This window comes from Geodermatophilus sp. SYSU D01119 (assembly GCF_054049975.1).
Window position 1 is genome coordinate 1 of the sequence record NZ_JBJGYL010000021.1, and the last position, 24,678, is coordinate 24,678.

Consider the following 24,678-nt stretch of genomic DNA (forward strand, 5'->3'; position numbering starts at 1 on the left):
GGGCCCCGGCGCGTACGCCGGGGCCCGACCGGGGGACATCAGGCGAGTCCGAGCTCGCCCTCGAACTGACCGGCCTCCAGGCGCTCCTTGACGGTGCCCAGGAAGCGGGCGGCGTCGGCGCCGTCGACGATCCGGTGGTCGTAGGTGAGGGCCAGGTAGACCATCGACCGGACCGCGATCACCTCGCCGAGGTCGGGGTCCTGGACCACGACCGGGCGCTTGACCACCGAACCGGTGCCCAGGATGGCCACCTGCGGCTGGTTGATGATCGGGGTGTCGAACAGGGCGCCGCGGCTGCCGGTGTTGGTCAGCGTGAAGGTGCCGCCGCCGAGCTCGTCGGGCGTGACCTTGTTGATGCGGGTCCGCTCGGCCAGGTCGGCGATCTTGCGGGCCAGGCCGCCGATGCTCAGGTCGCCGGCGCCGTGGATGACCGGCACCAGCAGGCCGCGCTCGGTGTCCACCGCGACGCCGAGGTTCTCGGTGTCGTGGTAGGTGACCGTGCCGGCCTCCATGTCGACCGAGGAGTTCACGGCCGGGTGGGCCTTGAGCGCCTCGACGGCCGCCTTGGCGAAGAACGGCAGGAACGAGAGCTTGGCGCCCTCGCGGGCCTCGAAGTCCCGCTTGGCGCGCTCGCGCAGCTTGGCGATCCGGGTGACGTCGACCTCGACGACGGTGGTCAGCTGCGCGCTGATGGCCAGCGACTCGACCATGCGGCGGGCGATGACGCCGCGCAGGCGCGACATCTTCTCCGTGCGGCCGCGCAGCGCCGGGTCCGGCTGGGCGGCCGGGGACGGGGCGGCGGGACGGCCGGTCGCGGCCGGGGCCGACGCAGCGGCGGCGGGTGCGGCGGCCGGTGCCGGTGCGGCGGCGGCCTCCGCGGCGGCCAGGACGTCCTGCTTGCGGATGCGGCCACCGACGCCGGTGCCGGTCACCGACGACAGGTCCACGCCGTGCTCGGCGGCCAGGCGGCGGACCAGCGGGGTGACGTAGGTGCCGCTGCCGTCGGCCGGGGCCGGGGCGGAGGGCTGGGCCTGGGCGGGGGACTGCGCCTGGGCCGGCGCGGGAGCGGGCTGCGTGGGCGGCGTCTGCTGCTGCTCGGCGACGGTCTCGGCCGCCCCGGAGCCGTAGTCGGCGCCGGCGGGGACCGACGGCGGCGGGCCGGGGGGCGCCTCGGCCGGCGGCTCCTGCCGCGGCGCGGGCGGCTGGGTGACCGGGGTGTCCTGCTGCGCCGGGGCCTGCTGCTGGGCGGGGGCCTGCTGGGCCGGCGCGGGGGCGCCACCACCGGACGAGGCGCTGCCGATCACCGCGAGCTGCGCGCCCACGTCGACGGTCTCGTCCTCGTTGACCGTGATCTCCAGCAGCGTGCCGGAGACGGGGGCCGGGATCTCGGTGTCGACCTTGTCGGTGGACACCTCGAGCAGCGGCTCGTCGGCGGTCACCTCGTCGCCGACGGCCTTGAGCCAGCGGGTGACGGTGCCCTCGGTGACGCTCTCGCCGAGCGCCGGCATGGTGACCGGCGTCCCCTGGCCACCACCCTGGCCACCCGTCTGGCCACCGCCCTGTCCGGCGTCGGAGGCCGGGGCCTCGGCGGCCGGGGCCGGGGTCTCGGAGGAGCCGGGGCCGGCGTCCTCCACCTGCGCGTCCGGGGTCTGCGGCGTGGTGTCGGTGTCCTCGGCGGACGCCGGCCCGCCCGCGCCGCCGCCGTCGCCCTCGCCGCCGATGACGGCGAGCTCGGCGCCGACGTCCACGGTCTCGTCCTCCGCCACCAGGATCTTGGTGAGGACGCCCGCCGCCGGGGACGGGATCTCGGTGTCGACCTTGTCGGTGGAGACCTCGAGGAGGGGCTCGTCGACCTCGACCTGCTCACCCTCCTGCTTGAGCCATCGGGTGACCGTGCCCTCGGTGACGCTCTCGCCCAGGGCGGGCATGGTGACGGAGGTCGGCATCGGGAGAGGGCTCCTTCGGGGTGGCGCGGGTGGGGGAGAGGTCGGGCGGCGACGCGGGGTGCGGCGTCAGCTGTGGGCGTGCAGCGGCTTGCCGGCGAGGGCGAGGTGGGCCTCGCCGATCGCCTCGCTCTGCGTCGGGTGCGGGTGGATGAGGGAGGCGACCTCGTCGGGCAGGGCCTCCCAGTTGAAGATCAGCTGCGCCTCGGCGACCAGCTCGCCGACGCGGCTGCCCACCATGTGGACGCCCACGACGGGGCCGTCCTTCTGGCGGATCAGCTTCACGGCGCCCTGCGTCTTGAGGATCTGGCTGCGGCCGTTGCCACCGAGGTCGTAGACGAGGGTCTCGACGTCGCCGTACTTCTCGCGGGCCTGGACCTCGGTGAGGCCGACGGAGGCCACCTCGGGGTCGGAGTAGGTGACCCGCGGGACGCCGGCGTAGTCGATCGGCACGACCGGCAGGCCGGCCAGGCGCTCGGCGACGAGGATGCCCTCGCCGAAGCCGACGTGGGCCAACTGCAGGGTCGGGATCAGGTCGCCGACGGCGGAGATGGTCGGCACGTTGGTCCGGCAGTACTCGTCGACGAGCACGTAACCGCGCTCCATCGCGACCCCGGCCTCCTCGTAACCGAGGCCCTGGCTGACCGGGCCGCGGCCGATGGCGACGAGGACGATCTCGGCCTCGAACTCCTTGCCGTTCTGCAGGCTGACCTTGACGCCGTTCTCGGTGGACTGCACCGACGACACCATGTTGCCGAGCTCGAAGTTGATCTTCCGGCGGCGGAAGGCCCGCTCGAGCAGCTTGGAGGAGTTCTCGTCCTCGAGCGGGACGAGGTGCTTGAGGCCCTCGATGATCGTGACGTCGACGCCGAAGGACTTCCAGGCGCTGGCGAACTCGCAGCCGATGACGCCGCCGCCGAGGATGATCGCCGAGGTCGGGACGCGGTCGAGGCCGAGCGCCTGCTCGCTGTCGATGACGCGCACGCCGTCGAGGTCGACGCCGGGGATGGTGCGGGAGTAGGAGCCGGTGGCCAGCAGGACGTGGCGGCCCTCGTAGGTCTGCCCGTTCACCGACACCGCGGTGGGGGAGACCAGCCGGCCCTCGCCCTCGACGTAGGTGATCTTCCGGCTCTTGATCAGGCCCTGCAGGCCCTTGTAGAGGCGGGAGACGACGCCGTCCTTGTAGGCGTTGACGCCGTCCATGTCGATGCCGGCCAGCGAGGTCTTGACGCCGAACTGCTCGCCCTCGCGGGCGAGGTCGGCGACCTCACCGGCGTGCAGCAGGGCCTTGGTCGGGATGCACCCGCGGTGCAGGCAGGTGCCGCCGACCTTGTCCTTCTCGATCAGGACGACCGACATGCCCAGCTCCGCCGCCCGCAGCGCGGCGGCGTAGCCACCCGAGCCACCGCCGAGGATGACCAGGTCGGCAGGGGTGGTGGGTGCGCTCACGACGTGCTCCTCGAGGTTCTCGGGTTCCCCCGCTCGAGTGGGCGGGGGATGGTCCGGATCCATCCTGCCACTCCGGGCATCGGTGCAGTCCGAGGGCGGGGAGGTTGTCCCGGACGCGCCGTGCGGGCCGGCCGGGCACCCGGCCGGCCCGGGTCAGCCGGCGATCAGGTCCTCGATCGCGGCCAGCAGCGTGCGGACGGGGACCCCGGTGCCGCCCTTGGGCGTGTAGCCCCACGGCGCACCGGTGTTGTAGCTCGGCCCGGCGATGTCGATGTGCGCCCACGGCAGCCCGGCCGGGACGAACTCGGCGAGGAAGTGGGCGCCCACGAGCATGCCGCCCATGCGGTCGGCGTTGGCGTTGACGAAGTCGGCGACGGTGGAGTCGATGCCGCGGCGGAGCTCCTCGGGCATCGGCATCGGCCACATCGGCTCGCCGCTGCGCCGGCTGGCGGCCACGACGGCGTCGCGCAGGTCGTCGCTGCCCATGACGCCGGCCGTGCGGGAGCCGAGCGCGACCAGCTGGGCGCCGGTGAGCGTGGAGGTCTCGAACAGCACGTCGGGGGAGTCCTCGGCGGCGCGGGCGATGGCGTCGGCGAGCACCACGCGGCCCTCGGCGTCGGTGTTGGTGATCTCCGCCTTCTTGCCGTTGCGGAAGGTGACCACGTCGGCCGGGCGGTAGGCGCTGCCGCCGGGCAGGTTCTCCGCGATCGGCACGGTGGCCGTGACGTCGACGGGCAGGCCGAGCTGCGCAACCAGGCAGACGGTCGCGATCACGGCGGCCGCGCCGGCCATGTCGCTGGTCATGTGGTGCATGTTGGCCGCGGGCTTGATCGACAGGCCGCCGCTGTCGAAGGTGATGCCCTTGCCGACCAGGGCGACCTTCTTGCGGGCCTTCTTGCCGTTGTAGGTCAGCCGCAGCAGGCGCGGGCCGCGGGCCGAGCCGCCGCCGACCGCCAGCACGCCGCCGTAGCCGCCGGCGGCCAGCTGCGCCTCGTCCAGGACCTCCACCGACAGGCCCGCGGCCTTGCCGGCGGCCGCGCCGCGGGCGGCGAGCTCGGCCGGGTAGAGGTCGTTGGGCGGGGTGTTGACCAGGTCGCGGACGAGGGTGACCGCGTCGGCGACCGCCCGCACCCGCGCCAGCGGGGCCTTGGCGGCGCCCGCGTCGGGGACGACGACGGTGAACTCGCGCGGCGGGGTCGGCCGGTCGGCGTGGAGGTCGGAGCGGTAGGCGGTGAACTCGTACGCGCCGAGCAGGGAGCCCTCGCCGACGGCGTGCAGGCGCTCGGCGTCCGGGGTGCCCCCGATGGCGGCGAGCAGCGTCACCACCGAGGACCGCCCGGTCAGCGCCCGGCTCGCGGCACCGGCCGCGCGGCGCAGCGCCTCGGGCGACCAGCCGCCGCCGGGCTGCGGTGCGCCGAGGCCCACGGCGGCGACGACGGGGAAGGGGCCCTGGCCGAGGCTCGCGACCTTCGTGACCTCGTCCTCACCCCCGCGGGCGCCCAGGTCGGCCAGCGCGGGCAGCAGCCGGCCGCCGAGCAGCCGGTCGACGGCCTCCGCGCCGGGCGTGGGCAGCAGCCCCGAGCTGCCCTTCCCGACGCCGACGACGACGGCGTCGGCGGGGGTCTTCTCGAGCGGGCGGTCGGTGGCGGTGATCGTCGGCGGCACCCGACGATCGTAGGGCCCGGCCCCGCCGCGGTCCTGAGGACTGCGAAGGAGCGGCCGGGCCGGCGTCGCTACGGTTCCGGCGTGAGCCCGCGGACCTCGCCCCTGCACGACCGGCACGTCGCGGCCGGCGCCAAGCTGGCCGACTTCGGCGGCTGGTCGATGCCCATCGAGTACGCCGGAGGCGGCGTCCTCGCCGAGCACGCCGCCGTCCGCGAGGCCGTCGGGCTCTTCGACGTCTCCCACCTGGGCACCGGCACCGTCCGCGGGCCGGGCGCCGCCGCGTTCGTCGACGCCTGCCTGACCAACGACCTGTCCCGCATCGGCCCCGGCCAGGCGCAGTACACGCTGTGCTGCGTCCCCGACGGCGAAGCCGACGCCGGCGGCGTGGTCGACGACCTGATCGTCTACCTGCACGGCCCCGACGACGTGCTGCTCGTCCCCAACGCCGCCAACGCCGAGGAGGTGCTGGCGCGGCTGGCCGACGCCGCCCCGGCCGGGGTCACGGTGACCGACCGGCACGAGGAGGTCGCCGTCCTCGCGGTCCAGGGGCCGCGGTCCCCGGCCGTCCTCGCCGCGGCGGGGCTGGCCGCGGACCTGTCCTACATGGCCTTCGCCGGCGGTGAGGGCCAGGAGGTCACCGTCTGCCGCACCGGCTACACCGGCGAGCACGGCTACGAGCTGCTCGTCGCCGCCGACCGCGCCGGGGAGCTGTGGGACCGACTGCTGGAGGCCGGCGCCGCCGAGGGCATCCGGCCCTGCGGCCTCGGCGCGCGGGACACGTTGCGCACCGAGATGGGCTACCCGTTGCACGGCCACGAGCTGTCGCGGTCCATCACCCCGGTCCAGGCGCGCAGCGGCTGGGCCGTGGGCTGGCGCAAGCCCGCGTTCTGGGGCCGCGAGGCGCTGCTCGCCGAGCGGGAGGCCGGCCCCGCCCGCCTGCTCTGGGGCCTGCGCGCTCCCGGCCGCGGGATCCCGCGCCCGGGCATGGCCGTGCTCGACGGCGACGGCGCGCGGGTCGGCGAGGTCACCAGCGGCACGTTCTCACCCAGTCTGCGCACCGGCATCGCGCTCGCCCTGCTCGACGCCGCCGCCGGCCCGGCCGAGGGCGCCGCGCTCGCCGTCGACGTGCGCGGGCGCCCCCAGCCGGTCGAGGTGGTCAAGCCGCCGTTCGTGCCCTCTCACGTCCGGTAGGGCCGGCCGTCCTCAGGCCTTCCGCTTCGACTCCTCGGTCGGCTCCGGCGGGTCGGGCAGCTCGTCGGCCATGGTGGCGTTGCGCTGGCCCATCGGCACCGGCGGACCCTGCGTGGTGTCCTCCGCCGTCTGGTGCTCGGCCTCGGAGTTGATCTCCGCGCCGAGCAGCACCAGGTAGCAGGTGAGGTACAGCCACAGCATCAGGACGATGACGCCGGCGATGGTCCCGTACGTCTTGTCGTAGGACCCGAAGTTGTTGACGTAGAAGCTGAAGCCCAGGCTGACCAGCGCCCAGATGATCGTCACCACGATCGCGCCGAGGCTCACCCACTTCAGCTGCGGGGCGTCGCGGTCGGGCGCGACCCGGTACAGCACCGCCAGGGAGCCGGCGAAGACGCCGAGCAACAGCACCCACCGCAGCACCTGCGCCAGCACCGTCCCGACCACGCCGAGCGGCAGCGCGTCGAGGACGGCCGGGACGACGGCGACCAGCGTGAAGGTGACCAGCACGAACACGATCGCGCCGAGCGTCAGCCCGAGCGCCAGCGCCTTGCGCTTGACGAACGAGCGGGTCTCGACCTCGTCGTAGGCGATGTTGACCGCCGAGACGACGTTGCCGGTGCCACCCGACGCGGACCACAGCGCGCCGAGCACCGAGATCGCCAGGCCGATCGACAGCGCGCCGCCGCTGTTCTGCGTGATCGCGGTCAGCTGGTCGCCGATGAGGCTCGCGGCCTCGTCGGGCAGCTGGGCGGAGAGGTCCTCGACCTGCTGGGCGACGGTCTCCGGTGAGGCGATCAGCCCGTAGATCGAGATGGTGGCGATCAGCGCCGGGAAGATCGCCAGGAAGGCGAAGAACGCGACGCCGCCGGCGATGATCGGCATGTTGTCGGCGTTGTGCTCGGCCCAGGCCCGCTTGACGACCTGCTTCCAGCCGCGCGCCGGGATCTGCGTGGGCGACTCGGCGTGCACGCCGGGCAGCCGCTCGGGGGAGGGGCCGCCCGGCGGCACGGCGCCGGGGTCCTGCCGCTGGTCCCCCCGGGCGGCGCGCTCCTCCGCCGCGCGTGCGGCCGCCCGCCGGGCCGCCTTCTCCTCGACCCGCTCCCGGATCCGGTCGACGGCGCTGTCACGCTGCCTGGTCCCGGCCATCTCGCCGCCCCCTCTGCTCGGTGGTGCCTGCGTCAGTCGCCCGGCCAGTTGCCGGTCAGCTTGGTGAAGCCCCGCGCGCCGGCCCGGTCGATGGCGGCCTTGGTGGCCGCGAACAGCGCGCCCTGGATGGCGGCGGCGAGGACGACCTCGCGCATCCGGTACTCGCTCTGCAGGGCACTGGGCGCGTCCTCCTCGCCGGACACCCGCTTCCACACCTGCTTGAAGATGGTGCCGCTGATGAGGCCGGCCAGCACACCGCCGGCCAGGCCGACCGGGCGGTAGACCAGCTTCGCGCTCTTGCTGCTCACGTGCGCGCCCTCCTCGCCGTCCTGCGGGCCGTCCGCTTCGTGCTCTTCGCCAGCGCCTTGCGGGCGCGCGCCGCCTCGCGGTCGGCCCGCCGGCGCGCCCGGCGGGTCTCGGCGCGGGCCTCGGCGAGCGCCGCTCCGGTGGCGGTCGAGGCGGCCGCGGCCCGGCGCCGCTTGCGCCGGCGGCGCCAGACCACCAGCCCGACGAGGCCGGCCAGCGCGGCGCCGGCGCCGGCCACGGCCGGCGGGCTCTCCCGGTAGGTCTCGACGGCGGTGTCGCGGGCGCGGGCGGCGCCCTCCTTGGCGCGGGCCGGCACGTCGAGCCGGTGGCTGAGCTCGTCGACCGTGCGGCCGAGCTGCTCGCGGGTGGCCTCGATCTCGGCCTTGATGGCGTCGGGGTCGGCCGGGCCGGACGCGGCGGGGTCGGACCCGCCGCCGGCGTTGCTGGGGGTGCTCATCGCCGCGCGTTCTCCTTCACGGTCGCGATGTCGGCCTTGGTGCTGGCGATCGCCTCGGTCGGCACCGGCGGGGTGCCCTGCTGCACGTCCTTCCTGCCGACCAGCGCCAGCACGCCGGCCACGGCGAACAGGACGACGGCGACGATCAACGCGGCCAGCCAGGCGGGCAGCACGACGTCGAGGGCGAGGACGGCGGTGGCGACGAGCACGCAGAGCCCGAGGAACCCGAAGAGCCCGGCGCCGCCGAACAGTCCGGCACCGACGCCGAGGCGCTTGGCCTTCTGCGTCATCTCGGCCTGGGCGAGCCGGGCCTCGTCGCGCACCAGGCGCGAGACCTGCTCGGTCAGCTGGCTGATCAGCTGCCCGGTCGAGGCCTCCTCGGTCGTGGGGGGCGGTGGGGTGGCGCGCGAGGCGCCACCCGCGGTCGGGGCGGTCATCGGTCCTCCGGGGAACGGGATCGGTCCCCGCCCCATGCCCCCGCCGTCGCGCGCGTAACCCGCGCCCCGGTCACACCCCGGACACGACCGGCGCGCCGTCACTAGCCTGGCCGCATGAGCTGGACCTGGCGGCTGGAGGGCCGCGACGGCGCGACCCTGGACCCGGCCGCGCTCGGCGTCGAGGTGCCCGTGTCGGACAACCAGGGAGACGCCGAGTCGTGGCTGGGGGAGAACTGGCGCGACCTGCTCGGGCGGGGCGTGGTGTCGGTGAGCCTGTTCGACGGCGAGACCCGGGTCTACGGCCCGATGGGCCTGGAACCCGCCTGAGCCCGTCGCCCGGTCGACGGGAGCGGGCCTGGGCCTCGACCTGAGGTCGAGGTCCAGGCCGGCCGGTCAGCCGCGGGCGGTCTTCGCGGGGTCGCGCTCGACGACGTCGCCGAGCACCTCGTCGATGCGCGCCATGACGTCGGCGTCGAGCCGTACGCCCGCCGCCTTGACGTTGTCGTGCACCTGCTCCGGGCGGGTGGCGCCGATGATCGCGGCGGCCACGTTCTCGTTCTGCAGCACCCAGGCCACCGCGAGCTGCGCCATGGACAGCCCGAGGTCGTCGGCGACCGGGCGCAGGCCCTGCACCCGGGTGAGCACCTCGTCGGTCATGAACTGCTTGAGGAACCGCCCGGCCTCGGGGTCGGTCGCGCGGCTGCCGGCGGGCGGCTCCTCGCCGGGCCGGTACTTGCCGGTCAGCACGCCCTGGGCCAGCGGCGACCAGACGATCTGCGAGACGCCCTCGCGCTGCGACGTCGGCACGACCTCGTCCTCGATGACCCGCCAGAGCATCGAGTACTGCGGCTGGCTGCTGATGAGCTGGACGCCGAGCTCGCGGGCGAGCGCGGCGCCGGCGGCGATCTCCTCGGCCCGCCACTCGGAGACGCCGAGGTAGAGCACCTTGCCCGCCCGCACCAGGTCGGCGAAGGCGGTCATCGTCTCCTCGAGCGGCACGGTCGGGTCGTAGCGGTGGGCCTGGTAGAGGTCGATGTGGTCGGTCTGCAGGCGCCGCAGCGAGGCCTCGCAGCTCTCGGTGATGTGCTTGCGACCCAGCCCGCGGTCGTTCGGGCCGGGGCCGGTGGGCCAGTAGACCTTGGTGAAGATCTCCAGGCCCTCGCGCCGCTGGCCGGCGAGGGCCCGGCCGAGGACGGCCTCGGCGCGGGTGCCGGCGTAGACGTCGGCGGTGTCGAAGGTCGTGATGCCGGCGTCGAGGGCCGCGCGCACACAGGCCTGCGCGGCGTCCTCCTCGACCTGGCCACCGTGGGTGAGCCAGTTGCCGTAGGCGATCTCGGAGATGGTCAGGCCGGAACGGCCGAGGCGTCGGTACTCCACGTGCCCCGACGCTAGGCCGCGGCGGCCGACCTCACACCTCGGCGCCGACCGCGACCTCCGGCTTGGGGAACCGCCAGCGGCGGACCATCGTGGCCCGGCTGACGCCGTACCAGACCAGCCCCCGCGTCCGCTGCGGCTGGTCGGGGAAGCGGGTGGCCACCGTCTTCTTGATCTTCCGGCCGAGGAACACCGAGTCGACGATGATCACCAGGAAGAACAGGAACCAGACGAAGACGGTGTAGTTCTGCACCGCCGGGTTCGGGATGAAGTAGCCCACCAGGACCAGCGCCGCGACCGGCAGGAAGAAGCTGCCGGCGTTGCGGCGGGCGTCGACCAGGTCGCGCACCAGCCGGCGGACCGGGCCGCGGTCGCGCGCGGGCAGGTAGTCGTCGTCGCCCCGGGCCATGCCGGCGCGGGTCTCAGCCCGGCGCTGCGCCTGCTGCTGGCGCATGCGGGCGTAGGCCTCCTTGCGGGTGGTCGGAGGCGGCGGCGGGGGGCCGGGACGGCGGCCCTGCGCCTCGTGGCGCTTGGGCGTCGGGCGGCCCTTGCCACCGGCCTTGACCAGCTGCTCGGTCAGGTCGGCGGAGGTGTCCGGGGCGGTCTCGGTGGCGCGGTCCCGGCGCCCGGGCAGGCGGAGCTTCACGGCTGACGAGTCTACGTGCGCCCGCGCACGACACTGGCCCTCGCGCCCGCGCGCCGTACAGTGGGAAGACGACCCGCCACGGCGGTGTTGGTCCGCTGCAGGGAGTGCCGCAACGGACGCCCTCGGATGTGGGAGGACAACTCATGACGGTGCAGGACACCGAGACCACCGGCAGCACCGGCGTGCTGCTCAGCGAGCCGGCCGCCTCGAAGGTCAAGGCGCTGCTCGACCAGGAGGGTCGTGACGACCTGCGTCTGCGCATCGCCGTCCAGCCCGGTGGCTGCTCCGGCCTGCGCTACCAGCTCTTCTTCGACGAGCGGTTCCTCGACGGCGACCAGACCTACGAGTTCGGTGGCGTCGAGGTCATCGTCGACCGGATGAGCGGCCCGTACCTGGGCGGCGCGGTGATCGACTTCGTCGACACCATCGAGAAGCAGGGCTTCACGATCGACAACCCCAACGCGCAGGGCTCCTGCGCGTGCGGCGACTCGTTCCACTGAGGAAGGACCCCGTCGCCCCCCGGGACACGCTGCGCGCGCCCCGGGGCCCTGCGACGGGGCCGTTCCAGTAGCGCGCTGACGGCGCCCGTCCCCACTGGGGACGGGCGCCGTTCCGCGTTCCGGGGCTCGACGGGCCCTCAGAGCCTGACGGGGTAGACCGTCTCCGGGACGTCGACGACGATCCGCTCCTCGACGAAGATCCCGTGCCACACCATGAAGACCAGCACCGACCACAGCTGACGGGCGACCCGCTTGCTCGGCACCTCCTCGGCGCGCAGCCGGTCGAGCAGGCCGAGGACGACGTCGCGGTCGAGCCACTGCTGGGTCTGGCTGCTCGTCACGATGTCGCGGGCCCACTCGTGCAGCGGGCCGGCGAGGAACTCCGCCGTCGGCACGGGGAAGCCCAGCTTGCGCCGGTTCATGATCCGCGGCGGCACGATTCGCCGCATCGCCTGGCGCAGCGCGTACTTGGTGGCGTCCCCGCGCCGCGGCACCCGCTGCTCGACCGGGATGGAGCTCGCCACGGCGAACACCTCGGGGTCGAGGAACGGCACCCGCAGCTCCAGCGAGTTGGCCATGGTCATCTTGTCGGCCTTGACCAGGATGTCGCCGCGCAGCCAGGTGAACAGGTCGACGTACTGCATCGCCGTCACGTCGTCGTAGCCGGCCTCGCGGGTGCGCCGGTAGAGGTCCTCGGTGACGGCGACGTGCGACAGGTCGGGGTCGCGGCCGGGCAGCAGGGCGGCGAGCTCGTCGTCGCGCATGTTGCGGGCGTTGCCGTAGTACCGCTGCTCCAGCGGGGTGGCGGCGCGGCGCAGCAGGTCCTGACCGCGGACGCCCTCCGGCAGCAGGCCGGCGATGCGGGCCATGGCGCGGCGGCCGGCCGGCGGGAGCCCCGACGCCCACGCCAGGCTGATCGGCTCGCGGTAGATGGTGTAGCCGCCGAACAGCTCGTCGGCGCCCTCCCCGGACAGCACGACCTTGACGTGCTTGCGGGCCTCGCGCGCCACGAAGTACAGCGGCACGAGCGCCGGGTCGGCCACCGGGTCGTCGAGGTACCAGACCACCTCGGGGATGGCGTCCGCGAACTGCTGGGCGCTCACCTCGACCGGCACGTGCTCCACGCCGAGGATCGACGCCGACTCCGCGGCGATCTCGATCTCCGACTGCGCCTGCCGCTGGAAGCCGACCGTGAACGTCAGCAGGTCGGGGTTGTAGCGGTGCGCGAGTGCGGCGATCGCCGTGGAGTCGATGCCGCTGGACAGGAAGGACCCGACGGTGACGTCGGCGCGCATGTGCTTGGCCACCGACTCGTCGAGGACGTCGGCGATGCGGTCGTAGAGGTCCTGCTCCCGGCCGGCGGGCACCGGCTGCGGCTTCCACGCCGGGTGGAAGTAGCGCGCGGTGGACAGCTCACCGTCGACGACGGTGAAGCTGGTGCCGCTCTCGATGCGGCGGATCCCGCGGTGCAGGGTCGCGGGCTCGGGCACGTACTGCAGCGTCAGGTAGTGCTGCAGCGAGGCCGGGTCGACGCCGCCTGCCGCCGCGCTGCCGCCGAGCAGCTGCAGCAGCGCCTTCTTCTCCGAGCTGAAGACCAGCCCGCCGTCGGCCAGGCGCGCGGTGAACAGCGGCTTGATGCCGAACGGGTCGCGGGCGCCGAAGGCGGTGCGGGTCTGGGTGTCCCAGATGACGAAGGAGAACATCCCGCGCAGCCGCCGGACCACGTCCTGGCCCCACAGGTGGTATCCCGCGACGATCGTCTCGGTGTCGCCGTGAGTGGCCAGCTGCGCGCCGGCCGCCTGCAACTCCTCGCGGAGCTCCACGTAGTTGTAGATCTCGCCGTTGAACAGGATCCGGTAGCGGTCCGCGGCGTAGGGGAGGGGCTGCGGGCTGCCCTCGACGTCGATGATCGACAGCCGGTTGAAGCCGAGGACGACGTTCTGGTCGGACCAGACGGCGGTGTCGTCGGGGCCGCGGTGGTGCAGGCAGTGCAGCGCCTCGCGGACGTCGTCGACGTGGGTCTCGGCGACCCGGGGGGCATCGGTGGACAGGTAGGCCAGCAGGCCGCACATGAGGCGCAGGTCTCCGGGGTCGGCTCGAGCCCGGCCCGAGGGGGCCGGGACGGGGTCAGACGCGCTCGCCGGCGCGGGTCTTGCGGGTGGCGATGCGCTCGGCGACGAAGGACAGGACGGGCACCGTGCCCGCCAGCAGCACCAGGACGGTGCCCTTGAGCGTCCAGCGGGCGCGCAGGGCGAGGTCGCAGGCGGTGACGAAGAAGATGGCGTACAGCCAGCCGTGGGCGGTGCCGATGACGGCGACCGGCTCGTCGACGTCGGCCAGGTACTTGACCGGGACGGCGACCAGGATCAACGCGATCAGCAGGACGCCGACGATCCAGGCCATGACCCGGTAGCGCAGCAGCGCGGCGGGGACGCCCTGGCCGACGCGGCGGGCGAGCGCCCGCGGCAGCCGGTCGGCGACGCCGGACTCAGCGGCCACGGGAACTCTCCTGGCCCAGGGCGCGCTCGTTGAGCTCGGCGAGGTAGGCGTTGTAGGCCGCGAGCTCCGGGTCGCCGGTGGTGTCGATCCGCGGGCGCTGGTAGAGCACCAGCGCGTTGCCCGGGGCGTCCTCGTCGGGGTCGCGGCGCAGCTCCTCGCGCACCATGCGCACGTAGAACCACAGGCCCATGAAGCCGTAGAGCGGCCACTGCAGCGCGTAGCTCCAGTTGACCGCGCCGCCTCCGTTCTCGGCCTTGGTCAGCTGCCAGTAGCCGAGGAAGAAGGTGGCCACGAACAGGACGGCCACCAGCAGGTGCAGCAGCACCCACCGGACGGTCAGCAGCCGCGTCCACACGCATCCGACTCTAACCGTCACCGGGCGCGGTGCGGCGGCGCGGGCGGGCTGTCGGGGGCGACCCTGGTCACCGCCGCCCCGGACGTCCCGGGCGACCCGCCGGTACCCGGTCTCCGGTCGTCGGCCGCCTCGCGCGGTCGGCTAGTCTCGGCTCAGACTGACGTCTGGCGCACCGGCCTCGGCGGGAACCGTCCGAGGCCGCGCCGACAGAGCCGTCCGGTTCCACGGACGGAGGACGAGGAGGCAGCGAGCAGTGGCTCGACGCAGCAGGCTCGCGCGGGTCGCCGCGCTCGGTCTCCTGGGGGTGCTGACCCTCACCGGGTGCGACCTGAACAACGAGTTCTGGCGCTTCGGTTTCCCCGAGGGGATCACCGAGGAGGCCACCCAGATCCGAGAGCTGTGGACCGGCTCGGTCATCGCGGCGCTCATCGTCGGGTTCATCGTGTGGGGCCTGATCATCTGGTCGGTGATCGTGCACCGGAAGAAGGGCGACGAGCTGCCGCGGCAGACGGCCTACAACCTGCCGCTGGAGATCGCGTACTCGATCTTCCCGTTCCTGATCATCGCCGGCCTGTTCTTCTTCACGGTCGTCGTGCAGAACGAGGTGCAGGAGCGCAGCGACGAGCCCGACACCACGATCGCGGTCAACGCGTTCAAGTGGAACTGGCAGTTCGTCTACCCGGAGACCACCGGTGCCGACGGTGAGCCGGTGAACACCGTCGGCTCCACCGACGAGATCCCGATCCTCGTCATGCCGGTCGACCAGGACGTCCGCTTCGAGGTCGCCTCGGCCGACGTCATCCACTCGTTCTGGGTGCCGGAGTTCCTCTTCAAGCTCGACGTCATCCCGGGCAACGAGAACGGCCGCGACAACGTCTTCGAGGTCCACGCCAACGAGACCGGCTCCTACGTCGGCCGTTGCGCCGAGCTGTGCGGCAGCTACCACGCGTACATGAACTTCGAGGTCCGCGTCGTCAGCGCCGAGGACTACGACGCCTACCTCGCCGCCCGCGAGGCCGGCCAGACCACCTACGAGGCCCTGGAGACCATCGGCCAGGAGGGCGAGGCCACCACGACCCGCCCCTTCCGCGTGGGCGACGGCTACTACCAGCAGGCCAATGACTGACCCGGCCACCGGCCGCACCCACGTCGCGCAGGGAGGACGACCGTGAAGGTCGAAGCGCTCATCTTCAACCTCATCGCGGTCTTCTGCGTCGTCGCGGCCGCCGTCTACGGCTTCTGGTCGCGGGAGCCGATCGGCACCACCGCGCTGGTCCTGTCGGCCGGCCTGACCGGCCTCATCGGCGGGTTCTTCTGGTTCGTCTCGCGCCGTATCGACGCCCGCCCCGAGGACCGCAAGGACGCCGAGATCGCCGAGGGCGCCGGTGAGCTGGGCTTCTTCAGCCCGGCGAGCTACTGGCCCTTCGCCGTGGCCGTCGGTGCCGCGGTGACCGGCTTCGGCCTGGCGTTCTGGTACTTCTGGCTCATCGCCATCGGCGGGGTCGCCATCCTCATCACGGTCGGCGGCCTGCTGTTCGAGTACTACGTGGGGCAGAACGCGCAGTCCAGCTGAGCGTCCGCCTCGTCGAGGGCCCTCTCCCGCACCGCGGGAGGGGGCCCTCGTGCGTTGTCGGGCCCCTTTTGCCCAGGGTGGCCCGGTCGCGTCGTCCTGAGCGGTCCTGGGGCCGCGCGGAGGCCGGGCCCCGGCCGGGCTGCCGCTCCGAGAGCCTGCGAGGGCGGCGGCGGGGCGGCGCTGACGCGTGCTGCTGCGGCTTCCCATGCCGGGGCCGCGGTGTGGCCGACGCCGTGGCCGCGGCGCCGCCCGGACCGGCGGGACCCGGCGGCGATCATGGCGCGGTGACCGCGTCCAGCGGCCCGGCGGTGGTGCCGGCGCCATGATCGCGGCGTCGGGTAGCGCCTGCGGGGCGTGCGAGGCCCGCTGGCCGCACGTCCGGCGGTGGGGTGTCCGCCGCGGTCCGGGACGGGCCCAGGCGGGCGCTGCGGGGCAGCAGGCCGGTACGGGCGCCCGGGATCGCCGGGTCCGGGCGCCCACCGGGAGTGGTGCCCGCCGGCTCGACCCCCGCCGCTCGACGCCCAGCCGCGCCGCGACGTTGCCGTGGCGACCCGGGGGCCACACCGGGGACCGTCCGGCGAGGAGGACGTCCCCGGCCCCTGGGCGGTGACGAGCACGGGCCCCCGTCTGGGCGTGTGGGCGTCCGGCGGCGTCACGGCGGGGCGGTGGGCGCCGGTGGGGGAGGGGAGCCCGTACAGCCGCCTGCAGGCGAGGGACCCGCTTCCGACGACCCTGCCCGACATGCAGCAGGGCCCCGGTGGAGATCCACCGGGGCCCTGCTGTGCGTGCTGTCGCGACTAGTCGCGCGGCTCCTGCGGCCGGCCACCCTCGGAGGGGCGACCACCCTCGGAGGGACGACCACCCTCGGAGGGACGGCCACCCTCGGCCGGGCGACCGCTGGTGGTCAGCTCGCGGTGCGGGTCGGCCGGGGCGAGACCCCGCTCCTCACCGCGCTGCTCGAGCTCGACCGCCCGCGGCTCCTCGATCGGCGAGAAGAACCCGCGGATGGCGCGGCGGGCGCCACCGACCTGGTTCATCTTCTTGGGCACCGGAGCGCCGCCGTAGGCCAGCTGGCCGTGGCCGTGCTCGTCGACCGGGCCGAGCGGCTGGTGCACCTCGATGAACTCACCGTGGGGCAGCCGGCGGATGACACCGGTCTCGATGCCGTGCTCGAGGACCTCGCGGTCGTGCTGCTGCAGACCGAGGCAGATCCGGTAGGTGAGCACGTACGCGATCGGCGGCAGGATGATCAGGCCGATCCGGCCGATCCAGGTCATCGCGTTCAGGCTGATGTTGAACTTGTCGGCGATGACGTCGTTGGCGCCCGAGAGCAGAAGCACCACGTAGAAGGTGATGGCCATCAGGCCCAGCGAGGTGCGCACGGGCACGTCGCGCGGACGCTGCAGCAGGTGGTGCGACGCGGTGTCGCCGGTCAGCTTCCGCTCCAGCATCGGGTAGGCGAGCAGGAGCGTGAAGATGATGCCGGGCAGCACCACGGTCGGCCAGAACAGCGCCGGGATGTTGTAGTTGCCGGGCAGGTAGATGTCCCAGGCCGGGAACAGACGCGTCGACCCGTCGAGGAACATCACGTACCAGTCGGGCTGGGACGCCGAGGAAACCTGCGCCGGGTTGTACGGGCCCCACAGCCAGACCGGGTTGATCTGCACCAGGCCACCGAGGGCGGCGCAGACACCGAAGACGACGAGCAGCAGGCCGGTCGCCTTCCCGGCGAAGGTCGGGAAGAGCCGGTTGCCGACGACGTTGTGCTCGGTGCGGCCCGGGCCGGGGAACTGGGTGTGCTTCTGCTTGACCAGGATCAGCAGGTGCACCGCGATCAGGCCCAGGATGATCGCCGGGATGATCAGCACGTGGGCGATGTAGAGCCGGCCCACGATCAGGTCGCCGACGTAGTCACCGCCGAAGACCGCCCAGTGGGTCCAGGTCCCGATGACCGGGATCGACAGGATGATCGCCGACATGATCCGCAGGCCGGTGCCCGAGAGCAGGTCGTCGGGCATCGAGTAGCCGGCGAAGCCCTCGAAGATGCCGAGGATCAGCAGCGCGACACCGATGAGCCAGTTGGTCTCGCGCGGCCGGCGGAAGGCGCCGGTGAAGAAGATCCGCAGCATGTGGCAGACGATCGACGCCATGAACAGCAGGGCTGCCCAGTGGTGGATCTGCCGGATCAGCAGACCGCCGCGGACGTCGAAGGACAGGTCGAGCGTCGACGCGTAGGCGATCGACATCTCGACGCCGCGCAGCGGCGCGTACGAGCCGTCGTAGACGACCTCGGTCATCGAGGCCTGGAAGAAGAACGTCAGGTACGTGCCGGTCAGCAGCAGGATGATGAACGAGTAGAGCGCGATCTCCCCGAGGAGGAACGACCAGTGGTCGGGGAAGACCTTGTTCAGCGTCCTGCGGAGGGGACCGGCGACGATGAGCCGGTCGTCGACCTCGAGAGCGGCCTTGCCCAGCGCCGTTGTCGGCGCTCCCGGGGCGGTGGCGGTGCGAGCCATCAGATGCGCTCCCGGTTCCAGTAAGTGGGACCCACGGCCTCAATGTAGTCGCTGCGCGCCACGAAGAAGCCCTCGTCGTCGACAGCGATGGGCAGCTGCGGCAGGGACCGGGTAGCGGGCCCGAACACCGGCTTCGCGCCCTGGGTGACGTCGAACTGCGACTGGTGGCAGGGGCACAGGATCCGGCTCGTCTCCTGCTCGTACAGCGACACCGGGCAGCCGGCGTGCGTGCAGATCTTGGAGTAGGCGACGTAGTCGCCGTAGCCGAAGTCCTCCTGGCCGGCGCGGTAGCTGGCCTCGGCCTGCTGCGAGGGGCGCAGGCGGATGAGCATCGTCGCGGCGTCGGACTGCCGGTTGCCGCCGGGGACGGCCGGGAAGACCGTCTCGAGCGAGCCGGGCTCCTGGTCGCCGGGGCGGATCGGGGTGCCGTCGTCGCGGACCAGACGGACGCCCTCGGCCCACGAGGTGGTGCCCAGCGGGTTGCCGCGGTTCGGGTTCTTGATCAGGCCACCGAGCGGGGCGATCAGCATGAGGCCGAGGCCGGCACCCATGAAGCCGAGGCTGCGGGTGATCAGCTTGCGCCGCTTGAGGCCCGAGTTGTGCAGGCCGCCGACCAGCGTGGCGCCGGTGGTGACGCGGTCGAAGTGCGAGCCGTCGTGCTTGTCCTGCACGGCCGTCTCGTGCGGCAGCAGCTTCTTGGTGTAGAGCACCAGCCCCACGCCGAAGAAGGTGAACGCCAGGCCCATGAACAGGCCCAGCAGCGGGGTGTAGAGCACGCTCCACGTGCTGCTGCCGAGCTCCCACTGCCAGTCGGGGAGGAACCAGCCGGCCCCGGCGTACACGACGCAGAAGGCGAGGGCGGAGACGCCGGCCAGGCCGAACATGAGGCCGACCTGGCGGACGGCGCGCTTCTCCAGCGCCGAGCCGGGCTCGGGCCCGGGCTCGACGTGGAGGATCTCCACGCCGTCGTAGCGGGCGCCGAGGCGGTCGAGCTCCTCGCGGGGCAGCGCGGCGAGCTGCTCCGGGGTGTAGTCGTCGTCCGGGCCGCCGTGCAGCGGCCCGGCGACGTCGGCGCCGCCGGTGGTGCCGGGGCGGGTGTTGCTGGCGGTCACGCCTTGCTCCCCATCCAGAAGATCCCGAACAGCAGGGCGGCCACGCCCACGACCCAGATGACCAGGCCCTCGCTGACCGGCCCGATGCGGCCGATGCCGGCGCCGCCCGGGTCGGGCATGTCGGTGATCGTCTGCACGTAGTTGATGATCGAGCGCTTCTCCTCGGGGGTCAGCTGGTTGTCCCCGAAGACCGGCATGTTCTCCGGCCCGCTGAGCATTGCGGTGTAGATCTCGAGGTCGTTGGCGTCCTCGAGGCTCGGCGCGTACTTGCCGGAGGAGAGGGCGCCGCCCTGGCCGACGAAGTTGTGGCACTGGGCGCAGTTGAGGCGGAACAGCTCGCCACCGGCGGCGAGGTCGCCGTCGCGGAGGTCGCCCGACGGGAGGGTCGGACCGCCGCCGTTGGCCTGGACGTAGGCCATGAGCTGGTCGATCTCCTCGTCGGAGAAGATTGCCGGCTTGTCGGGGGCCTGGGCCTCCTGGCGGATCAGCGGCATGCGGCCGGTGTGCACCTGGAAGTACACGGCCGCCTCACCGACACCGATGAGCGAGGGCCCGCGGTTGGGCACGCCCTCGAGGTTCTCGCCGTGACAGCTGATGCAGCTGCGCTCGTACAGCTCGCGGCCCGCGGCCTCGGCGCTGGACTCGCTCGCCGCGGGCGCGGCGGAGGCGCCGGGGGCGAGGGTCGAGTAGACGGCGCCGGTGAGGACCAGCGCGGCCATCAGGCCGGCGACGTTCGCCAGCCGCCGGCGCTGCTTGGAGCGACGGCGGGCACGGGCAGCCGCGGCCGGGGTGCCCTCGGCGGGGCGCCGGCGCGACCAGCGGGACCGGGGCGCGACCTCGTCGGCGGCGGTCTCGGACTGGGGGTTCGTGGTGGACACCGGTTCCCTAGCGGATCAGGTAGATCGTGGCGAAGAGCCCGACCCACACGACGTCGACGAAGTGCCAGTAGTAGGAGACCACGATCGCCGAGGTCGCCTGTGCCGGCGTGAACCGGCCCATGGTGGACCGGATGAGCACGTAGACGAAGGCCACGAGGCCGCCGATGACGTGCAGGGCGTGGAAGCCGGTCGTCAGGTAGAAGACCGAGCCGTAGGTGGAGCTGGAGATCGTCGTGCCGTGGTCGACGACGAGCACGCGGTACTCGTTCGCCTGGCCGAGCACGAAGACCAGCCCCATGACGAAGGTGATCGTGAACCAGCGGCGGAGGCCGTAGACGTTGCCGCTCTCCGCCGCGAACACGCCGATCTGGCAGGTGACCGAGGAGGCCACCAGGATCAGCGTGAAGACCAGCGCGTAGGGCAGGTTCAGCTCGGTCGGTTCCGGCGGCCAGCCGTCGGTCGCGCGCGCCCGCGCGGTGAAGTACATGGCGAACAGTCCGGCGAAGAACATCAGCTCGCTGGAGAGCCAGATGATCGTGCCGACGCTGACCATGTTCGGTCGGGTCAGGGAGTGCACCCGCGAGGTGTCGAAGGTGCTGCTCGCCACGGGGGCCGTTGTCACGACGCCCATCATGGCATCGGCCGGCGACACGCACCGACCGCGGGTGGCACGGCGTGCCCGGGCCGTGACCGGTCCGAGACCGTCCCCCGGACGGGGGTCGCGCCCACCCGGTCCGGACGGCCCCGGGCACTAGGCTGCCGGGTGTGAGCGATGGCATCAGCGCTGCGCCGGCGACCGTCCTGGTCTACAGCTCGCGGCCGGAGGTCCGCGAGGCCGTCCGCACCGCCGTCGGGCGCCGCCCGGCACCCGACGTCGGGCCGCTGACCTGGATCGAGTGCAGCACCGGCGAGGACGTCGTCGACACCGTCGACGGCGGCGGGGTGGACCTGTGCGTCCTCGACGGCGAGGCGCAGCCGACCGGCGGCCTGGCGCTGTCGCGGCAGCTGACCGTGGAGGTCGCCGACCGCCCCGCGCTCTGCGTGCTCATCGCCCGCCAGCCCGACCGCTGGCTGGCGCACTGGTCGCGCGCCGACGCGACACTGGCTCTCCCGGTCGACCCGCTGATCGCGCCCCAGGTCGTCGCCGGTCTGCTGCGCGAGCGGGCGGCCCGGCCGCCGCTGCGCCGACCCGCCCGCCGGTGAGCGCCCGCACCGCGGCCGGACCCACGTGGCCCGGCCTGCTGACGCGCCTGCTGGCCGGTGAGGACCTCCGCGCCGACGACACCGCCTGGGCGATGCGCGAGGTGATGGCCGGCGAGGCGACGCCCGCCCAGATCGCCGGCTTCGCGGTGGCCCTGCGGGCCAAGGGCGAGGCGCCGGCCGAGGTCGCCGGGCTCGCGGCCACGATGCTCGAGCGGGCCACGCCGGTCGACCTGGCGATGGCCACCGTCGACATCGTCGGCACCGGCGGCGACGGCGCGCACACGGTGAACATCTCCACGATGGCCGCCGTCGTCACCGCGGCCGCCGGGGTGCCGGTGGCCAAGCACGGCAACCGGGCGGCGTCGTCGTCGTCCGGGGCGGCCGACGTGCTCGAGGCGCTCGGCGTCGTGATCGACCTGCCGGCCCCCGCGGTGGCCCGCTGCGTGCGCGAGGCCGGCATCGGCTTCTTCTTCGCGCCGGTCTTCCACCCCGGCTACCGGCACACCGCCGCCCCGCGCCGGGAGATGGGCATCGGCACGGTCTTCAACTTCCTCGGCCCGCTGACCAACCCGGCCCGGCCGGTGGCCGCGGCGATCGGCTGCGCCGACGCCCGGATGGCGCCGGTGCTCGCGCAGGTCGTGGCCGGCCGGGGGAGCCGCGCGCTGGTGTTCCGCGGCGACGACGGGCTCGACGAGCTCACCACCGCGACGACGTCGCGGGTGTGGGTGGCCCGCGACGGCGCGGTGACGGCGGGGACGGTGGACCCGGCCGCGCTGGGCATCGCGCCGGCCGGACCGGACGCCCTCCGGGGCGGGGACCCGGCGCACAACGCCGCCGTCTTCCGCCGGGTGCTCGACGGCGAGCGGGGGCCGGTGCGTGACGCCGTGCTGCTCAACGCGGCCGCGGCGCTGGCCGCCTTCGACGAGCGCGGCGGGGAGCTGCACGACGTGCTCGCGGCCGGTCTCGAGCGGGCCGCGGCGGCCGTCGACGACGGGCGGGCGGCGGCGCTGCTGGCGCGCTGGGTGGACGTGAGCCGGGCGGCTGCGGGGGCCTGACGCCGGCTCAGTCGGCGTTCTCGAGGCCGACGGAGAACGCGGCCTCGAGGTCGTGCCGGGAGTAGGCGCGGAACGCGATGTGCGTCTCGGTCTCCAGCACGCCCGGCACCTTGTTGATCCGCCCGGCGATCACCTCGGCGACCTGCTCGAACTCGCGGACCCGCACGATCGCGATGAGGTCGACCTCGCCGGCGGTCGAGTAGACCTCGCTGACGCCGTCGAGGTCGGCGATCGCGGCCGCCACCTCGGGGATCGCGTCGGTGGCGGCGTCGACCATCACGATGGCGGTGATCACGCTGCCGGACTCTAGCCGCGGCGCCCCCGCCCCGCGGGCCGTCAGGCGACGACGACGCGGTCGGGCCGGGAGCGGGTGCCGAGCTGCCGCCCGTCGGCGAAGGGGTCGCGCAGCGCCCGGCCGGCCTCCACGCGGGCCAGGAAGTCGCTGAAGCCGCCCGTGCCCGGCGCGGCGCAGGCCAGCGTCCCGTCGACCTCGACCAGGCGGGTGCCGGGCTTCTCCATCCAGCGCAGCACGAGCTCGGTCTCGTCGACGGAGGCCGCCAGCTCGCCGTCGGGACCCGGCACGGTCTCCGCGGTGGCCCGCAGCAGCGCCAGCGCGTCGCGCACCGACGTCGCCCGGGGCGCGCCGCCGGCGGCGACCAGCCGGCCGCGGCGCACCACCGTCAGGTGCCAGCCGCCGGCGCCGTCGGGGCGGGCCAGCACGAACTCCGGGACGGCGGCCAGCGTCTCGAGCCGCTGCCGGCGGCGCACCGCGCGCACCAGCACGGCGACCCGGTCGCGCAGCACCGCGGCGTCCTCGTAGCGCTCCTCGTCGGCCAGCCGGTCGACCCGCGCCAGCAGCGGCTCGACCAGGGCCCCGGGGTCGCCCGCGACGGCGGCCCTCAGCACCTCGGCCACGACGGCGTACTCCTCGACCGACTGCGCGCCGGTGCACGGCCCGCCGCAGCGGCCCATGCCGAACAGCGCGCAGGCGCTCGTGTGGACGCGCGGCGAGAGCCGGGAGGTGCACTGCCGCAGCGGCAACGCCTCGTGGACGGCGGCCATCGCCATGTCGGCGGCGCGCCGGTCGGCGAAGGGGCCGAGGAAGACCCCGGTGCCCGGCCGCGTCCGGCGGACGGCCGACAGCCGGGGGAAGGGCTCCTCGGTGAGCCGCAGCCACAGTGCCCGCTCGGGGAAGCGCGACCGGCGGTTGTAGCGCGGCTTGTGCTCGGCGATCAGCCGCAGCTCGCGGACGGCGGCCTCGAGGTCGTGCGCGCAGGGGACGGCGTCGACGCGGGTGGCGAGGGCGACCATCTCGGTCATCCGGCTGCGCTGCTCGCTGGAGGTGAAGTAGCTGCGGACGCGGGTGCGCAGGTCGTTGCTCGTGCCGACGTAGAGCGGCTCGTCGCGCGGGCCGCGGAAGACGTAGACGCCGGGGCCGTGCGGGACGGCGTCGGCGAGGTGGCGCTTGCGGCGGCGCGCCGGGTCGACCTGGCGGGTCAGCCCGGTCAGCTCCTCCAGCGACGTCACCCCGAGCGGGCCGAGTCGTTCGAACAGGCCGTGGAGGACGTCGACGGTCGCGCGGGCGTCGTCGAGCGCCCGGTGGCACGGCGAGGTCGCGGCGGAGAAGAACGGCGCGAGGGTGGCCAGCTTGCAGTTGGGCACCTCGTCGCGGGAGAGCAGCCGGCGGGCCAGGACGGCGGTGTCGACCGAGGCGGCCGCGGGCCAGGCGGTGCCGGTCTGCTCGCAGGCGGCCCGCAGGAACCCCAGGTCGAAGGGGGCGTTGTGCGCCACGAGGACGGCGCCGCGGGCGAACTCGAGGAAGGCCGGCAGGACCGCGTCGATGCGCGGGGCGGTGGCCACCATCGCCGTCGTGATGCCGGTGAGCACGCTGATGTACGGCGGCACCTCGCAGCCGGGGTCGACCAGCGACTGGAACTCGCCGAGCACCTCACCGGCGCGGACCTTCACCGCCCCGATCTCGGTGATCGCGGAGTCCTTGGGCGACCCGCCGGTGGTCTCGAGGTCGACCACCACGAAGGTGACGTCGGCCAGCGGCGTCCCGAGCTCGTCGATCGTCGCCTGGACGAAGGGCAGCGGCTCGTGCGGGACCGGCCGGGTGCGGGGGAGCGGGCGGTCGCCGTGGGCGGGTGCCTGCTCGTGTCGCGGCGGCCGGGAACCGGCCCCGCTGGCGGGGAAGAGCACGGCGGGACGGTAGGCCGGGGGTCGGACAGTCCCGGGGAGGCGGCCCCGGCGGGGGTGCCGGGGGAGGCGCCGGACGGGGTCCCGGGCGGGCTCCCCGGCGCGGCGCCCGGCGTGTCCTCGCCCGGGCGGGGGAGCCGCGCCCGCACCGGTTGCGGCACCGGCACGGCC

25 protein-coding genes are annotated in these 24,678 nt (G+C 74.0%); 7 read left to right on the plus strand and 18 right to left on the minus strand.

What is annotated here, in order from left to right; translation table 11 throughout:
• Nucleotides 1–38: 38 nt before the first annotated feature.
• From sucB to ACI79X_RS15985, 3 genes are all read right to left on the minus strand, one after another.
• Nucleotides 39–1,946 (minus strand): 2-oxoglutarate dehydrogenase, E2 component, dihydrolipoamide succinyltransferase, encoded by a 1,908-nt coding sequence (gene sucB / locus ACI79X_RS15975; protein ID WP_457026400.1) that lies wholly within the window; start codon nucleotides 1,944–1,946, stop codon nucleotides 39–41.
• A gap of 66 nt (nucleotides 1,947–2,012) precedes the next feature.
• A complete protein-coding gene (lpdA, locus tag ACI79X_RS15980) occupies nucleotides 2,013–3,392 on the minus strand; it encodes a dihydrolipoyl dehydrogenase (protein ID WP_457026401.1) in 1,380 nt (459 codons plus the stop codon).
• A 153-nt stretch (nucleotides 3,393–3,545) separates the two neighbouring features.
• Nucleotides 3,546–5,057, minus strand: a complete 1,512-nt coding sequence (locus tag ACI79X_RS15985) for a leucyl aminopeptidase (protein WP_457026402.1) — start codon at nucleotides 5,055–5,057, stop codon at nucleotides 3,546–3,548.
• An 81-nt stretch (nucleotides 5,058–5,138) separates the two neighbouring features.
• Here ACI79X_RS15985 and gcvT point away from each other — a divergent pair, with 81 nt between their 5' ends.
• Nucleotides 5,139–6,248 (plus strand): glycine cleavage system aminomethyltransferase GcvT, encoded by a 1,110-nt coding sequence (gcvT, locus tag ACI79X_RS15990; protein ID WP_457026403.1) that lies wholly within the window; start codon nucleotides 5,139–5,141, stop codon nucleotides 6,246–6,248.
• 12 nt (nucleotides 6,249–6,260) lie between these two features.
• On the opposite strand, the gene ACI79X_RS15995 is transcribed toward gcvT, so the two are convergent.
• Genes ACI79X_RS15995 through ACI79X_RS16010 form a run of 4 tightly spaced genes read right to left on the minus strand, consistent with a single transcriptional unit; the run spans nucleotide 6,261 to nucleotide 8,597 of the window.
• On the minus strand, nucleotides 6,261–7,397 hold the full coding sequence (locus ACI79X_RS15995; protein ID WP_457026404.1) for a YihY/virulence factor BrkB family protein: 1,137 nt from the start codon (nucleotides 7,395–7,397) through the stop codon (nucleotides 6,261–6,263).
• Between the two features lie 32 nt (nucleotides 7,398–7,429).
• On the minus strand, nucleotides 7,430–7,705 hold the full coding sequence (locus ACI79X_RS16000; protein ID WP_457026405.1) for a DUF4235 domain-containing protein: 276 nt from the start codon (nucleotides 7,703–7,705) through the stop codon (nucleotides 7,430–7,432).
• The gene (locus tag ACI79X_RS16005) at nucleotides 7,702–8,160 is read right to left on the minus strand and encodes a DUF3618 domain-containing protein (protein WP_457026406.1); all 459 of its coding nucleotides are present in this window, start codon (nucleotides 8,158–8,160) and stop codon (nucleotides 7,702–7,704) included. The genes ACI79X_RS16000 and ACI79X_RS16005 overlap by 4 nt, the downstream gene beginning before the upstream one ends.
• Nucleotides 8,157–8,597: a phage holin family protein gene (locus ACI79X_RS16010; RefSeq protein WP_457026407.1), complete on the minus strand. Its 441-nt coding sequence runs from the start codon at nucleotides 8,595–8,597 to the stop codon at nucleotides 8,157–8,159. Before ACI79X_RS16010 ends, ACI79X_RS16005 begins: the two co-directional genes overlap by 4 nt.
• A gap of 114 nt (nucleotides 8,598–8,711) precedes the next feature.
• On the opposite strand from ACI79X_RS16010, the gene ACI79X_RS16015 reads away from it, so the two are divergent.
• Entirely contained in the window at nucleotides 8,712–8,924 is a 213-nt protein-coding gene (locus ACI79X_RS16015; protein WP_457026408.1) for a hypothetical protein, read from the plus strand.
• Between the two features lie 66 nt (nucleotides 8,925–8,990).
• On the opposite strand, the gene ACI79X_RS16020 is transcribed toward ACI79X_RS16015, so the two are convergent.
• Together ACI79X_RS16020 and ACI79X_RS16025 are read right to left on the minus strand one after the other, a co-directional pair.
• Entirely contained in the window at nucleotides 8,991–9,974 is a 984-nt protein-coding gene (locus ACI79X_RS16020) for an aldo/keto reductase family protein (protein ID WP_457026409.1), read from the minus strand.
• Nucleotides 9,975–10,005: 31 nt separating this feature from the next.
• Nucleotides 10,006–10,617 (minus strand): DUF3043 domain-containing protein, encoded by a 612-nt coding sequence (locus ACI79X_RS16025; RefSeq protein ID WP_457026410.1) that lies wholly within the window; start codon nucleotides 10,615–10,617, stop codon nucleotides 10,006–10,008.
• A 143-nt stretch (nucleotides 10,618–10,760) separates the two neighbouring features.
• Between ACI79X_RS16025 and ACI79X_RS16030 the strand changes: the two genes are divergently transcribed.
• The gene (locus tag ACI79X_RS16030; RefSeq protein ID WP_089402984.1) at nucleotides 10,761–11,117 is read left to right on the plus strand and encodes a HesB/IscA family protein; all 357 of its coding nucleotides are present in this window, start codon (nucleotides 10,761–10,763) and stop codon (nucleotides 11,115–11,117) included.
• Between the two features lie 137 nt (nucleotides 11,118–11,254).
• Here ACI79X_RS16030 and asnB read toward each other — a convergent pair whose 3' ends face one another.
• The 3 genes from asnB to ACI79X_RS16045 are packed head-to-tail and all read right to left on the minus strand — an operon-like array spanning nucleotide 11,255 to nucleotide 13,971.
• Entirely contained in the window at nucleotides 11,255–13,189 is a 1,935-nt protein-coding gene (gene asnB, locus ACI79X_RS16035) for an asparagine synthase (glutamine-hydrolyzing) (protein ID WP_457026411.1), read from the minus strand.
• A gap of 55 nt (nucleotides 13,190–13,244) precedes the next feature.
• Nucleotides 13,245–13,616, minus strand: coding sequence for a DUF3817 domain-containing protein (locus ACI79X_RS16040; RefSeq protein WP_457026412.1), 372 nt, complete (start codon nucleotides 13,614–13,616; stop codon nucleotides 13,245–13,247).
• Nucleotides 13,606–13,971 (minus strand): metalloprotease, encoded by a 366-nt coding sequence (locus tag ACI79X_RS16045; protein ID WP_457026413.1) that lies wholly within the window; start codon nucleotides 13,969–13,971, stop codon nucleotides 13,606–13,608. Before ACI79X_RS16045 ends, ACI79X_RS16040 begins: the two co-directional genes overlap by 11 nt.
• A gap of 253 nt (nucleotides 13,972–14,224) precedes the next feature.
• Between ACI79X_RS16045 and ctaC the strand changes: the two genes are divergently transcribed.
• A complete protein-coding gene (gene ctaC, locus ACI79X_RS16050; RefSeq protein ID WP_457026414.1) occupies nucleotides 14,225–15,097 on the plus strand; it encodes an aa3-type cytochrome oxidase subunit II in 873 nt (290 codons plus the stop codon).
• Between the two features lie 42 nt (nucleotides 15,098–15,139).
• Complete coding sequence (locus ACI79X_RS16055; protein ID WP_457026415.1) at nucleotides 15,140–15,544, plus strand: cytochrome c oxidase subunit 4; 405 nt, start codon at nucleotides 15,140–15,142, stop codon at nucleotides 15,542–15,544.
• A gap of 797 nt (nucleotides 15,545–16,341) precedes the next feature.
• Here ACI79X_RS16055 and qcrB read toward each other — a convergent pair.
• The 4 genes from qcrB to ctaE are packed head-to-tail and all read right to left on the minus strand — an operon-like array spanning nucleotide 16,342 to nucleotide 20,672.
• Nucleotides 16,342–18,060 carry a cytochrome bc1 complex cytochrome b subunit gene (qcrB, locus tag ACI79X_RS16060; RefSeq protein ID WP_457026416.1) on the minus strand — a complete coding sequence of 573 codons (1,719 nt, stop codon included), beginning with the start codon at nucleotides 18,058–18,060 and terminating at the stop codon, nucleotides 16,342–16,344.
• Nucleotides 18,060–19,172: a cytochrome bc1 complex Rieske iron-sulfur subunit gene (gene qcrA / locus ACI79X_RS16065; RefSeq protein WP_457026417.1), complete on the minus strand. Its 1,113-nt coding sequence runs from the start codon at nucleotides 19,170–19,172 to the stop codon at nucleotides 18,060–18,062. The genes qcrB and qcrA overlap by 1 nt, the downstream gene beginning before the upstream one ends.
• A complete protein-coding gene (gene qcrC / locus ACI79X_RS16070; RefSeq protein WP_457026418.1) occupies nucleotides 19,169–20,050 on the minus strand; it encodes a cytochrome bc1 complex diheme cytochrome c subunit in 882 nt (293 codons plus the stop codon). The genes qcrA and qcrC overlap by 4 nt, the downstream gene beginning before the upstream one ends.
• Before the next feature lie 7 nt (nucleotides 20,051–20,057).
• Complete coding sequence (ctaE, locus tag ACI79X_RS16075) at nucleotides 20,058–20,672, minus strand: aa3-type cytochrome oxidase subunit III (RefSeq protein ID WP_457026419.1); 615 nt, start codon at nucleotides 20,670–20,672, stop codon at nucleotides 20,058–20,060.
• 143 nt (nucleotides 20,673–20,815) lie between these two features.
• Between ctaE and ACI79X_RS16080 the strand changes: the two genes are divergently transcribed.
• Together ACI79X_RS16080 and trpD are read left to right on the plus strand one after the other, a co-directional pair.
• Complete coding sequence (locus tag ACI79X_RS16080; RefSeq protein WP_457026420.1) at nucleotides 20,816–21,253, plus strand: hypothetical protein; 438 nt, start codon at nucleotides 20,816–20,818, stop codon at nucleotides 21,251–21,253.
• Nucleotides 21,250–22,308, plus strand: coding sequence for an anthranilate phosphoribosyltransferase (gene trpD / locus ACI79X_RS16085; RefSeq protein ID WP_457026421.1), 1,059 nt, complete (start codon nucleotides 21,250–21,252; stop codon nucleotides 22,306–22,308). Before ACI79X_RS16080 ends, trpD begins: the two co-directional genes overlap by 4 nt.
• 7 nt (nucleotides 22,309–22,315) lie before the next feature.
• Here trpD and ACI79X_RS16090 read toward each other — a convergent pair whose 3' ends face one another.
• Together ACI79X_RS16090 and ACI79X_RS16095 are read right to left on the minus strand one after the other, a co-directional pair.
• Nucleotides 22,316–22,603, minus strand: coding sequence for an Lrp/AsnC family transcriptional regulator (locus tag ACI79X_RS16090; RefSeq protein ID WP_073422361.1), 288 nt, complete (start codon nucleotides 22,601–22,603; stop codon nucleotides 22,316–22,318).
• Between the two features lie 41 nt (nucleotides 22,604–22,644).
• Nucleotides 22,645–24,510 carry a DEDD exonuclease domain-containing protein gene (locus ACI79X_RS16095; RefSeq protein WP_457026422.1) on the minus strand — a complete coding sequence of 622 codons (1,866 nt, stop codon included), beginning with the start codon at nucleotides 24,508–24,510 and terminating at the stop codon, nucleotides 22,645–22,647.
• Nucleotides 24,511–24,678 lie beyond the last annotated feature (168 nt).